We start from the raw sequence: 12567 nt of genomic DNA, 5'->3' as shown, positions 1-12567 counted from the left end.
GATCGCGCCGATGCGCGTGCCGCGGTCGCGCAGCGGGATCGTGCGCAGTGAGACCGTCACGCCGCGCGCCTCGACATCGCTCCGCCACGGCGCCCGGCCGGTGACCACCAGGGGAAGCGACTCGTCGAACTGTCGCTTCTCCGGAATGATGCGCGTTGTCACCTCGACAAGCGGCTCGCCCTCGAGCTCGTCGTCGAAACCGAGCCGATTGAACGCCGACAGGGCGTTGGGGCTGGCGAAGGTGACGATGCCGTCGACATCGAGTCGGATGAGCCCGTCCGAGGCACGTGGCGCCCCTCGCCGCGGAGCGGTCGGGGCCGACAGGTCGGGGAAGTCTCCCGACGAGATCATGCCGAACAGTTCGTCGGCGCAGTCGTTGAAGGTGATCTGCTGGCGGGACGGGGTTCGCGCTTCGCCCAGGTTGGTGTGACGGGTCAGCACGCCGATGGACACCGAGCCGCCGTCCTGCGCGCGCACGATCGGCACCGCCCGCACCCGGGTCGGCGTCTCCTCGAACCAGTCCGGCGATGCCGAATCGACGATCTCGCGGGTGCGATGCGCGTCGCGCACCTGCGTGCGCCACTGCGGCCGCACGCGGTCACCGACGATGTCGCGGTAGAACAGGGTCGCCGCGCCGCTCGGGCGGGCGTGGGCGATCGCGACGAAAGAGTCGTCAGCCGTCGGAACCCAGATCACGATGTCGGCGAAGGCGAGGTCTGCCAGCAGTTGACCGTCGCCGGCCAGACGATGCAGCCACTCGACGTCGGCGTCGTCGGAAAGGCCCTGGGAGTAGACGAGATCGCTGAGGGTCGACACGCCTCTAGCCTAAGAGGTCGCTCCGACCACGCTGTGCGTGCGACGTCCGCGACGGGTCGCGCGCGCAGCCGGCGCGGTCGCCGCCGGAGTGGGCGGGAGCACCGCATCCCCCACGATCCGACGAATCCCCGCGATCAGCGGCGAGCGCGGCGCGGCGAGGGCGATGGGACGCGCGGCCAGCAGCGCGGCGTCGGCCGAGCGGGCGTCGGCCGGCAGGAAGCGCACGTCGGAGATGCCGCCGAATCGATCGAGCGTGCGCCGCACCTGCCCGCGCGCGTCGATGCCGAGCGCGCCCGGGCGGAGTCGATTCGCCACCGTGAGCACCGGAGTCGCCCCCACCACCGCACGCAGGTCCGCGTAGCCGCGCAGGAATCTCGCGACGCCGACCGGGTCCGCCGCCGCCACTGCGACGACGAGATCGGCCGAGCGGAGGGCGGCGAGGGTCGCACCGTTGCGGCGCGGCGCATCGAGGTCGCTCATGATCTCCTCGTCCTGCTCCAGAGAAGCGGAGACGTCGACGACGGTGTGATCGACCCAATCGCGGCAGACCTCGAGGGCCGAGGAGACGCGGGGCTCGGCCAGTTCCGGCCAGCGCGAGGGGCGGTTGATTCCGGGCAGGACCTCCACGCCGCTGCGTTCCAGGGGCAGCGCGATGCGGGTGAGTTCTCGGGCGTCGAGGGTGCCCAGAGCCGCCTGCCGGCAGGCGGCCGCGAATCCCGGGCCCTCGTCGGCGAGGCCGAGGGAGAGCGCGATCGACGGCGCATGCGAGTCGGCGTCGACCAGGGCCACACGGCGATCCCCGCGTGCAAGTTCCACGGCGAGCTCGATCGCGACCGTGGAGCGCCCGGGTGACCCGTGCGGGCCCCACACCACGATCGTCCGGGGCCCCGCGGTCGCCGGGCGGGACTGCTCCTTCGCGGCGACCGCGACGCTCGGCAGCGCGTCCGCCACGGCGAACGCCTCCGCCGTGGCGGGCAGGATGGTCAGCAACCCGAACGAATGCGCGACGCGCTCGTCGTCGTCATCTCCGACCAGCGCCACGATCCTCACGGCGCGGCGGTCGCACAGTCCGACGAGGCCGTCGGTGAGGGTGCGCCGGCGCACTCGCAGGATGAGCACGTCGACCTCGGCAAGCGCCCCGAAGAACGCGTCACCCTCATCGCCGAATGCCCCGTCGGCGGCGGCACGCGCGGGGGTGTCCGCCGAGACGACGGCGACGACGTCGATTCCTTCCTCGCGCAGTCGCGACGCGGCCGTGCTCCCCTCGTCATCGACCGCGAGGATCGCCCTCATCGGCCGCCTCCGACCGCGGGCACGACCGACAGGGCGGACTGGTCCGCCATCGCCGCGAGTGCGACGGAGACATCCGCTCGCGGGATCACGACCTCGAGCGCGACATCGGCAGTGCCGACGACCGCATCGTCACGCGCGACGGACACGACGGTCGCGTCGGGCACCAGGATGCGCGGGGTCTCGTAGCCGCCGTCCTCCGCCAGCGGAGCCGCCCACACCTCCACGACCGACCCGGCGCTCACCGAGGCCGGAACGTCGGTCGCCGTGTGCAGCACGATCGTCGTGCTCGCCGCGTCTTCACCGGCACCGACGGCATCGTGCGGAACGAGTTCGCCGGCGGCCACCGTGCGGGTGGTCACCGCCCCGAGCTCGAGCTCCTCCGGCGACAGATACGCCTCGTCGAGGGTTCCGAGTGCCACCTCGACCACGCGCACGTCGGTCGCGGAGATCACGTCGCCGGGCACGAGCGTGGTCGCGGCCGCGATCGCAGGGGCGGTCTGACGCGCAGCGCTCACCACGAACCACACGCCCGCGACGGAGGCGAGGATGAGGACGATGCCGAGCAGGAAGCGCACGTCCACCCAGGGTGCGCGACGGCGGGCGCGCACGGTTTCGGAGCTGGTCATGTGCACCATCGTGTCGCAGCGCGCCGGCCGGCCCCGAAGGTTATCCACAACACGCTCGCGACACCCGCTGACGACACACGGTCGGGGTCGATAATGGGGTCATGCCCGATTCGCCCACCGCCGGAGGCCGACTTCTCGCGCCGGCCCAGGTCGCCGAGGTGCTCCAGATCGAGGTGGGCGAAGTGCTGGCACTCGTGGAGCAGGGCCGACTGACGGGGATGCGCGTGGGTTCTCCCGCCCGGTGGCGCATCGAGGAATCCAGCGTGGCGGCATACCTCGACGATCAGGCCGAGGAAGCCCGACGCATGGCGCTGTGGCGTCAGTCGAATGCGGCGAGCTTTCCGGAGCTGTGGGGCACCGGCGTGGTGCGAAACCCCGACTGAGGAGCCCGTCAGCCGAGGGGGACGGGAGTGGTCGCGTCGACCTGCACCCGCGCGATCGTGCCGTACGGCACGATCCGATACCCGGTGATCGCCGCAGCTCGCCGCGCGCTTCCCGCGTCGTGCAGCGCCAGATCGAGATGGTCGGCGCCCGCGCGATCGACGGTTCCGTGAAGCAGGCGACCGGCGTGAAGGTGCACGCCGACGGCGACGCGTCGTCGCACCAGATCGCGCATCGCGAATCCGAACGTCATCTTCTCGGCCAGGGCGGAGCCCTGGGGAGCGGGGCGCGCGGATCGAAGGAGATCGGCGTGGGAAGCCGCCAGCTCCGTGATGGCTGCGAGCGGTACGAGCGCGGCACCGCCGCCGTCGCCCTCGAGCGCGGAGAACCAGTCGGCCCCGACGCCGGCGACGGTCGCGTGAAGACGCGCACCGTCGACGAGAGCGACCGTGACCGAGGCCCGGTCAGCGGCGAAGGAGAGCAGTCTCTCGCGCAGCGACACCCGCGACAGACGCAGCCTCTCGGCTTCGGTGTCCAGCGCGGCGCGCTCGGCCTCCCACTCGGAGGCGAGCTGATCTTCGAGGTCGTCGAAGAAGCGATCCCAGCGCACGAGACGAGGCTAGCCGCGACATGAGGGTTCGATGAGAAGTTATCCACAGGAGCCTTCCGGGCGGTTCCTGAACATCCGCTGTGTGCTCTACTTCTGGCAGATCGACCGACAGGAGAGCAGGGGGGCCATGGTTCAGAACTCTTCAGGCGCAGCCCGCGCCGCATCCGGACCGTGGAGCACCACGGCGGTCTCGGAGTACTTCGCACCGCAGCCGACGTCGACGAGCGACCTTCCCGAGCCCACGCAGCTGCTGCGCAATCTCAGCGTCGGGGTGCTCGAGGTGATGTCGGGCGTGCGCGAGATCGAGCAGCTCGCACGATGGATGACCGAAGACGTCTTCCGCGTGCTCCTCACCCGCGCCAACCTCGCCACGCGTGCCCGCAGCGCCCGCGGCGTTCCCGCGTCGCGGCCGGTGCACACCGTGCTGTCGGTGCGCCACACCTCGCCCGCCGACGGCGCGGTCGAAGCGGTCGTCGTGGTCCGCGGTCCGGCGCGCACCCGCGCCATCGCCATTCGCCTCGAAGGCATGGACGGGCGCTGGCGCGCGACGTCGCTCGCACTCCTCTGAGGCGCTACTGCTTGTAGGAGGCCAGGAAGTTCCCCAGGCGCTCGATCGCCTCCGTGAGCACGCGAGCCTCGGGGAGCGTGACGATCCGCAGGTGGTCGGGGGTCGGCCAGTTGAACCCGGTGCCCTGCACCAGCAGCACGTGCTCGGCGACGAGGAAGTCGTACACGAGCTTGAGATCGTCGTGGATCTCGTACACCTCGGGGTCCAGCCGCGGGAACGCGTAAAGCGCACCCGACGGTTTCACACACGTCACGCCCGGGATCGATTCGAGCGTCTTCCACGCGGCATCCCGCTGCTCGTGGAGGCGCCCGGAGGAGGCGATGAGGGCATCGATCGACTGCACACCCGACAGGGCGGCCTGCACCGCGTGCTGCGCCGGCACGTTGGGGCACAGGCGGGTCGAGGCCAGCAGGGTGATCCCCTCGAGGAATCCACCGGCGTGGGTCTTCGGGCCGGTCACGACCAGCCAGCCCGACCGGTAGCCGGCGACGCGATACGTCTTGGACAGTCCGTTGAAGGTGAGGCACAGCAGGTCCGGGGCGACCGATGCCATCGGGATGTGCTGGGCGTCGTCGAACAGGATGCGGTCGTAGATCTCGTCGGCGAGCAGCAGCAGGGAGTTCTCCCGGGCGATCTCGGCGATCCCGTCCAGCACCTCCCTGCTGTAGACCGCACCGGTGGGATTGTTCGGGTTGATGACCACGATCGCCTTGGTGCGATCCGTGACCTTCGAGCGGATGTCCTCGAGGTCCGGCTGCCAGCCGTTCTGCTCATCGCACACGTAGTGGACCGGGTTCCCCCCTCCGAGGCTCGTCATCGCCGTCCACAGCGGGTAGTCCGGCGCGGGGATCAGCACCTCGTCGCCCTCGTCGAGCAGGGCCTGCATCACCATCGTGATGAGCTCCGAGACGCCGTTGCCGAGGTACACGTCATCGGGATCGAACGCCGGGAATCCGGGGATCTCCTCGTAGCGGTACATCACGGCTCGTCGAGCCGACATGATCCCGCGACTGTCGCTGTAGCCGTGCGCGTGCGGGACGGCCTCGATCATGTCGCGGACGATCTGATAGGGCGCGTCGAATCCGAAGACGGCGGGGTTGCCCGTGTTGAGCTTGAGGATCGTGTGACCCTCGGACTCGAGCCGGTCGGCCTCGACGAGCGCCTGTCCGCGGATCTCATACAGGACGTTCTTGAGCTTGCTCGACTGGTCGAGGGGGCGAAGCGGACTCATCGGATCACTCTATCGCCGCGCTCGCGGCGCCACCGTCCGGGCCGTGAGGCCAATCGGATGCCGGTGGCACCGCCGGGCGATCAGTTCTTCTTGCCGGCCGCGCGACGCTGCGCGCGGTTCTGCGGGGCGGCCGCGGGCGCATCCGCGCCGTCGGTCTTCTGCCCGAAGGCTCCGCGCGGGGCCTCGGCAGCGGGGGGCTGCGCCGCCTGAGCTGCCTGGCGCACACGGGTGGTCTCGGCCTGCTGCACCTGACCGCGCTCGTTGCGCACCTCGACCTCGCCGGCGTCGTTGGCCGCGGAGTACTGCAGGCGCTGCCCGTCCGACGGCGTGGCCGACAAACCCTTCGCCTCCACCTGGGTGACCTGCTGCCCGTCGGCGGCCTTGCGCACCTCGACCTCGAGGTTGAAGAGGTAGCCGACGCACTCCTCCTTGATCTGCCCCATCATCGACTGGAACATCTGGTAGCCCTCGCGCTGATACTCGATGAGCGGGTCGCGCTGCGCCATCGCACGCAGGCCGATGCCGTCCTTGAGGTAGTCCATCTCGTAGAGGTGGTCGCGCCAGCGGCGATCCAGCACCTGCAGCACCACCCGCCGCTCCAGTTCGCGCATGGCTTCGGAGCCCAGGGTCTCTTCGCGGGACTCGTAGGCGATCCGCGCATCCGAGAGCACCTCGCGCTTGAGGCCCTCCGAGGTGATGCCGCCCTTGCGACCGGCGCCTTCGGCGACGACCTCGTCGATCGTCACGCCCACCGGATAGAGCGTCTTCAGCTCGGTCCACAGGGCATCGAAGTCCCAGCTCTCGTTGTGACCGGCGCCGGTGTGGTCGTCGATCACGGCACCCACGGCGTCTTCGATGAAGTGCTGCACGCGGTCGGCGATGTCGTCGCCGTGCAGGATGTGACGGCGGTCGGCGTAGATCGCCTCGCGCTGGCGGTTGAGCACGTCGTCGTACTTCAGCACGTTCTTGCGAACCTCGGCGTTGCGCGCCTCGACCTGGGACTGCGCGCTCTTGATCGCGCGCGAGACCATGCCGGACTCGATGGCGACGTCGTCGGGGAAGTTCGTGCGCGACAGGATCGCCTCGGCGGCCCCGGACTGGAACAGACGCATGAGCGTGTCGGTCAGCGACAGGTAGAAGCGGCTCTCGCCGGGGTCGCCCTGGCGCCCCGAGCGTCCGCGCAGCTGGTTGTCGATGCGGCGCGACTCGTGGCGCTCGGTTCCCAGCACGTAGAGACCGCCGGCCTCGCGCGCGGCCTGTCCCTCTTCGGCGACCCGCTCGCGCGTCGCCTCGTAGACCTCGTCCCACGCGGCCTCGTACTCGTCGGGGGTCTCGTGCGGGTCGAGCCCCTTCGCCTTCATCTCCTGCACCGCGAGGAACTCGGCGTTGCCGCCGAGCATGATGTCGGTACCACGACCGGCCATGTTGGTCGCGACGGTGACCGCGCCGGGACGCCCCGCCCGGGCGACGATCTCGGCCTCGCGAGCGTGGTTCTTCGCGTTCAGGACCTCGTGCTTGATGCCCTTCTTCGCCAGCAGGCGCGAGAGGTACTCGCTCTTCTCGACGCTGACGGTTCCGACGAGGACGGGCTGGCCGGCCTTGTGTCGCTCGGCGATGTCTTCGGCCACCTGCACGAACTTGGCCTCCTCGTTCTTGTACACGAGGTCGGACTGGTCCTTGCGGATCATCGGCTTGTTGGTGGGGATCGGCACCACACCGAGCTTGTAGGTCGACATGAACTCGGCGGCCTCGGTCTCGGCCGTACCGGTCATGCCGCCGAGCTTGTCGTAGAGGCGGAAGTAGTTCTGCAGCGTGACGGTCGCGAGGGTCTGGTTCTCGGCCTTGACCGGAACGCCCTCCTTCGCCTCGATCGCCTGGTGTATGCCCTCGTTGTAGCGACGCCCGACGAGGATGCGCCCGGTGTGCTCGTCGACGATCATCACCTCGTCGTTCATCACGACGTAGTCGCTGTCGCGCTTGAAGAGCGCCAGCGCCTTGATCGAGTTGTTGAGGAACGAGATGAGCGGCGTGTTCGCGGACTCGTAGAGGTTGTCGATGCCGAGGTAGTCCTCGACCTTCTCGATGCCCGGTTCGAGCACACCGACGGTGCGTTTCTTCTCGTCGACCTCGTAGTCCACACCGGACTCGAGGGTGCGGGCGATCTTCGCGAACTCCACGAACCAGCGGTTCGCCTCCCCCGACGACGGCCCCGAGATGATCAGCGGCGTGCGGGCCTCGTCGATGAGGATCGAGTCGACCTCGTCGACGATGGCGAAGAAGTGGTCGCGCTGGACCATGTCCTCCTTGCGCCATGCCATGTTGTCGCGCAGGTAGTCGAATCCGAATTCGTTGTTGGTGCCGTAGGTGATGTCGGCGGCGTACTGCTGGCGACGCACGTCGGGCGTCTGACCCGACACGATCGTGCCAGTGGTCATGCCGAGCGCACGGAAGACGCGGCCCATGATGTCGGACTGGTACGACGCGAGGAAGTCGTTGACGGTGACGATGTGCACGCCGCGGCCGGCGATCGCGTTGAGGTAGGCCGGCAGGGTCGCCACCAGGGTCTTGCCCTCACCGGTCTTCATCTCGGCGATGTTGCCGAGATGAAGCGCCGCGCCGCCCATGATCTGCACGTCGTAGGGGCGCTGGCCGAGCGTGCGCTTGGCTGCCTCGCGAACCGCCGCGAACGCCTCGGGCAGCAGCTGGTCGAGCGTCTCGCCCTTCTCGAACCGCTCGCGCAGCTCGGCCGTCTCGCCGCGCAGCTGCTCATCGGTGAGATGCGTGTAGTCCTCCTCGAGCGCGTTGACGGCCTTCACCGTCTGCTGGAGGCGCCGCAGGATGCGGCCTTCTCCGGCACGAAGCAGTTTCTCGAGGGCGTTTGCCACGGAATGTCTCCATCTCTCGGGCGGGCGACTCCCGCGCACGCCATCGGGCGCCCGGCGGGCATACCCGACCATGTTATCGGCCCGTGACCTTCGCGTGCGCTGGGTACTCCGATACTCGACATGCATATGCTCGGCATGTACATACTCGGTATCCATCGAGCTGGTTCGCCCCGGAGGTGGGAGGACACATGTCCGTTCGTCAGAGCCTGCTCGCGATCCTCGATCAGGGCCCGTGCTACGGATATCAGCTGCGCACCGAGTTCGAGCGCCGCACCGGATCGACGTGGCCCCTGAACGTCGGCCAGATCTACAACACGCTGGACCGTCTCGAACGCGACGGCCTCGTGATCAAGGGCGACAGCGACGAGCACGGTCACGTCTACTGGTCGATCACGCGCGCCGGCTCGGCCGAGGTCGCCGCATGGCTCGGCTCCCCCGTCGATCGCGGACAGGGCACTCGGGACCAGCTGGCGATCAAGCTGGCCGTCGCGGCAACCCTCCCGGGGGTGGACGTCGGCGAGGTCATCCACGCGCAGCGACAAGCATCGCTCGCGCAGCTGCAGTCGCTCGAGCGCGCGAAGGAGTCCGCGGGCGACCCCGAGGGGCCGCAGGAGCTCGCCCGGTCGCTCGTGGTCGACTCGATGATCTTCGCCGCCGAAGCCGAGGTTCGGTGGCTCGACCACACCGAGCAGCGCCTGGCACGGCATCCGGAGCACGCCATGTCCCTCGAGGTCTCGGCCGAGCGGCCCAAGCGGGGTCGCCCCGCGAAGATCCGCGACGCTTCCAGAGGAGAATCCGCGCCAGGAGGACCAAAACGCGCGGATGCATCCTCTGCAGACGGGATCTCCTCTTCGGCGGCCGAGCTCGGCGTGGTGGCGCCCACCCATCCGGGCCGCCTACCCTGAACTGTGACCGAAACCGACGCTCCCGCCGCATCCGATGCCGCCGCCGAGACCGCCGCGCCGACCTTCTCCGACCTCGGCCTGAGCGATCCGGTGCTGAAGGCCCTCCGCGAGATCGGGTACGAGACGCCGTCGGCGATCCAGGCCGCGACCATCCCGACCCTGCTGTCCGGCCGCGACGTGGTCGGCATGGCGCAGACCGGAACCGGCAAGACCGCGGCGTTCGCCCTGCCGATCGTCGACCGCCTCGACCCCGCGCAGAAGAACCCGCAGGCGCTCGTGCTCGCACCGACCCGCGAGCTCGCGCTGCAGGTGTGCGAGGCGTTCGAGAAGTACGCCGGTCACCTCAAGGGCGTTCACGTGCTCCCGGTCTACGGCGGCCAGGGATACGGCGTGCAGCTGTCGGCGCTCCGGCGTGGCGTGCACATCGTCGTCGGAACGCCCGGCCGCATCATCGACCACCTCGAGAAGGGCACGCTCGACCTCTCGGAGCTGAGCTACCTCGTGCTCGACGAAGCCGACGAGATGCTCAAGATGGGCTTCGCCGAGGACGTCGAGACGATCCTCGCCGAGACGCCCGACACCAAGCAGGTCGCCCTCTTCTCGGCGACCATGCCCGCGGCGATCCGCCGCATGTCGAAGCAGTACCTGCACGATCCGGAAGAGATCACGGTCAAGACGAAGACCACGACCTCGGCCACGATCTCCCAGCGCTACCTGATCACGGCCTGGCAGCGGAAGATGGATGCGCTCACCCGCATCCTCGAGGTCGAGAACTTCGACGGCATGATCGTCTTCGGACGTACCCGCAGCATCACGGAGGAGATCGCCGAGAAGCTCCGCGCCCGCGGCTACTCCGCCGCCGCGATCAACGGCGACATCGCGCAGGCGCAGCGCGAGAAGACGGTCAATCAGCTGAAGTCGGGCAAGCTCGACATCCTCGTCGCGACCGATGTGGCCGCGCGCGGCCTCGACGTCGAGCGCATCTCGCACGTGGTCAACTACGACATCCCGACCGACACCGAGTCCTACGTCCACCGCATCGGCCGGACCGGGCGCGCGGGACGCACCGGCGACGCGATCTCGTTCGTCACGCCCAAGGAGCGCTGGCTCGTCCGCGCGATCGAGAAGGCGACCCGCCAGGAGCTCACCGAGATGAGCCTGCCGAGCGTCGACGAGGTCAATGAGACGCGCCTGTCGCGCTTCGACGACCGCATCACCGCGGCGCTCGCGGAGAGCGAGCGCGTGGACCGGTTCCGCGACATCGTCGCTCACTACGTGCGCCACCACGACGTGCCCGAGGTGGACGTCGCTGCGGCCCTCGCGATCGTCGCCCAGGGCGAGACACCGCTGCTGCTGGACCCCGACGTCGAGCCGGCGCGACCGCCCCGTGACCGCGACGACCGACGCGACCGGAACGACCGGCGCGAGAATGACCGCGGCGACCGCCCGGAGCGGCGCGCGGGTCAGTATGCGATGTACCGCATCGAGGTGGGCAAGCGGCACCGGGTCGAGCCGCGCCAGATCGTCGGCGCGCTGGCGAACGAGGGTGGACTGCGACGCGACGACTTCGGACGCATCCAGATCCGTCCCGACTTCTCGCTGGTCGAGCTGCCCGCCGACATGTCGCGCGACACGCTCGACCGGCTGTCCGACACCCGCATCTCGGGGCGACTCATCGAGATCCGGCCGGACACCGGTGGCCCGGCGCGACGCCGCAGCGGTGGCGACGAGCGGCGCCCTCCCCGCGAGCGCGACGCGCGCGGCGACCGCAAGCCGCGTCGTCGCGACGGCTGACCGGGTCTCGACCGCGGCTCGGCGCCGGCGCGACGACGAGCGCTCTCAGCGAACCCGCATCGAGGGCATCCGTCGCGCTCGTAGGATCGAGTCATGGCCGGATTCTGGGGCAGACGCAAGCGCGAACGCGAAGAACTTCACGCCCAGGACGTCGACCTCGCGCGCGATGCGCAGCGGGCTCTGGTCGAGGTGGACGAGCGCATCCGCGTCACCACCGACGAGCTCGCCTTCGCCGTGGCGGAGCTGGGCGAAGGACCCACCGGTGATCTGCGAGACGCCCTCGACGCGGTGCGCACGCACCTCGCCGAAGCCTTCCACCTGCACCAGCTGAACCACGACGAGATCCCGGACACTCCGGAGGAGCTGCGCACGCGCAATGCGCGCATCGTGCAGCTGTGCGCATGGGCCGACGAGCTGCTGGATGACCGCACCGACGCCCTCGCCGAACCGATCGAGCGCGCGCGGCGCGCCCCGGAGATCATCGCCGGCGTGCGACGGGATGCGGAGCGCCTGCGCACCCGGATCCCCCACGCCCGAGAGACGGTTTCGCGCCTCGCGGAGCGCTACAGCGCCGCCGCGCTCGGCCAGGTCGCCGACAACGCGGCCGAGGCCGATCAGCTGCTGCGCTTCGCCGAGCACAGCGCCGACGTCGCCGAGCGCCGGCGCGATGCGGGACAGCGCGAACAGGCCAATCTCGCCCTCGAGACGGCGACCGAGGCGGCCCGTCGGGCGGCGACGCTCGTCGATGCCGTCGAGACCTTCGAGATCGAGGCGCTGCGGGCCGAGTCGACGCTCGCCGCGATCGTGGAGGACTCCCGCGGCGACCTGGTCGCCGCGCGGTCCGCACCCCAGGTGCCGACGGTCGCCGAGGCGATGACCGCCCTGCAGTCCGCGCTGGCAGCCCTCCCCTCACCCGGCGCCAAGACCGACCCCTTCGGCGACCTGTCCCGGCTGCGTGAGGCGAACACCGGCCTCGACGCGGCCATCGCCGCCGCTGAGGAGCGGGCACGGCGCGTCATCCCCGACCTCGCCCACGTGCGTCACGCCATCGACGACGCGGACCGGCAGCTGCACGTGGCCCGCGACGTGATCGCGGGTCACCGCGGATGGATCGGAGCCGACGCACGAACCCGCCTCGCCGAGGCCGACCGGGTGCGGCAGGACCTGGACCGCCTCGTCGGCGGATCGGCAGCGACCGCGCCCGACATCGCGGAAGACGATCGCGAGCAGGCGATGGTCCTGTCCCGCCGCGCAGCGACCCTCGCCGGCGAATCGCTCCAGCTCGCCCAGCGCGACATCGACTCCTCCCGTCCGCCGGGCGGACCCGATCAGTGGAACGGCGGCTGGGGCGGACCTCAGCGGGGCGGCCGCGGTGGCGGCGATCTCATGGGCGGCATCCTCGGCGGCCTCGTCATCGGCGGCCTGCTCGACGGCATGTTCGACTGATCCTCAGCGCTC

Annotated in this window: 10 protein-coding genes and 1 pseudogene; 5 read left to right on the top strand and 6 right to left on the bottom strand. The window is 70.0% G+C overall.

The features are described from left to right. The 3 genes from B4E30_RS15320 to B4E30_RS15310 form a co-directional block, all read right to left on the bottom strand. The coding region (locus B4E30_RS15320; RefSeq protein ID WP_286796035.1) for a histidine kinase N-terminal domain-containing protein at positions 1–816 on the bottom strand (816 nt) is incomplete at its 3' end. Between the two features lie 9 nt (positions 817–825). Continuing rightward, complete coding sequence (locus B4E30_RS15315; RefSeq protein WP_286796033.1) at positions 826–2109, bottom strand: AAA family ATPase; 1284 nt, start codon at positions 2107–2109, stop codon at positions 826–828. Further along, positions 2106–2735, bottom strand: coding sequence for an SAF domain-containing protein (locus tag B4E30_RS15310; protein WP_286796032.1), 630 nt, complete (start codon positions 2733–2735; stop codon positions 2106–2108). Before B4E30_RS15310 ends, B4E30_RS15315 begins: the two co-directional genes overlap by 4 nt. Positions 2736–2836: 101 nt before the next feature. Between B4E30_RS15310 and B4E30_RS15305 the strand changes: the two genes are divergently transcribed. After that, positions 2837–3118 (top strand): helix-turn-helix domain-containing protein, encoded by a 282-nt coding sequence (locus B4E30_RS15305; RefSeq protein WP_071045365.1) that lies wholly within the window; start codon positions 2837–2839, stop codon positions 3116–3118. 8 nt (positions 3119–3126) lie between these two features. Here B4E30_RS15305 and B4E30_RS15300 read toward each other — a convergent pair whose 3' ends face one another. Continuing rightward, positions 3127–3726, bottom strand: coding sequence for a hypothetical protein (locus tag B4E30_RS15300; protein WP_071045366.1), 600 nt, complete (start codon positions 3724–3726; stop codon positions 3127–3129). Positions 3727–3757: 31 nt separating this feature from the next. Here B4E30_RS15300 and B4E30_RS15295 point away from each other — a divergent pair, with 31 nt between their 5' ends. Then, the gene (locus B4E30_RS15295; protein ID WP_348670325.1) at positions 3758–4294 is read left to right on the top strand and encodes an Rv3235 family protein; all 537 of its coding nucleotides are present in this window, start codon (positions 3758–3760) and stop codon (positions 4292–4294) included. Positions 4295–4298: 4 nt separating this feature from the next. Here B4E30_RS15295 and B4E30_RS15290 read toward each other — a convergent pair whose 3' ends face one another. Both B4E30_RS15290 and secA read right to left on the bottom strand, forming a co-directional pair. Continuing rightward, a complete protein-coding gene (locus B4E30_RS15290) occupies positions 4299–5525 on the bottom strand; it encodes a pyridoxal phosphate-dependent aminotransferase (protein WP_071045367.1) in 1227 nt (408 codons plus the stop codon). An 80-nt stretch (positions 5526–5605) separates the two neighbouring features. Further along, positions 5606–8410, bottom strand: coding sequence for a preprotein translocase subunit SecA (gene secA, locus B4E30_RS15285; protein WP_194383486.1), 2805 nt, complete (start codon positions 8408–8410; stop codon positions 5606–5608). Between the two features lie 188 nt (positions 8411–8598). On the opposite strand from secA, the pseudogene B4E30_RS15280 reads away from it, so the two are divergent. The 3 genes and pseudogenes from B4E30_RS15280 to B4E30_RS15270 all read left to right on the top strand — a co-directional run. Beyond that, a pseudogene (locus B4E30_RS15280) lies at positions 8599–9180 on the top strand (PadR family transcriptional regulator); the annotation flags it as partial. 138 nt (positions 9181–9318) lie between these two features. Further along, positions 9319–11109, top strand: a complete 1791-nt coding sequence (locus tag B4E30_RS15275; protein WP_286796029.1) for a DEAD/DEAH box helicase — start codon at positions 9319–9321, stop codon at positions 11107–11109. Between the two features lie 93 nt (positions 11110–11202). Continuing rightward, positions 11203–12555 (top strand): hypothetical protein, encoded by a 1353-nt coding sequence (locus B4E30_RS15270; protein WP_286796027.1) that lies wholly within the window; start codon positions 11203–11205, stop codon positions 12553–12555. Positions 12556–12567 lie beyond the last annotated feature (12 nt).

It is taken from the genome of Microbacterium sp. UBA3394 (assembly GCF_002358725.1).
Lineage (GTDB): Bacteria > Actinomycetota > Actinomycetes > Actinomycetales > Microbacteriaceae > Microbacterium > Microbacterium luteum.
Note: the sequence above shows the minus strand (reverse complement) of the source record. Positions and strands in the feature narration are given on the sequence as shown.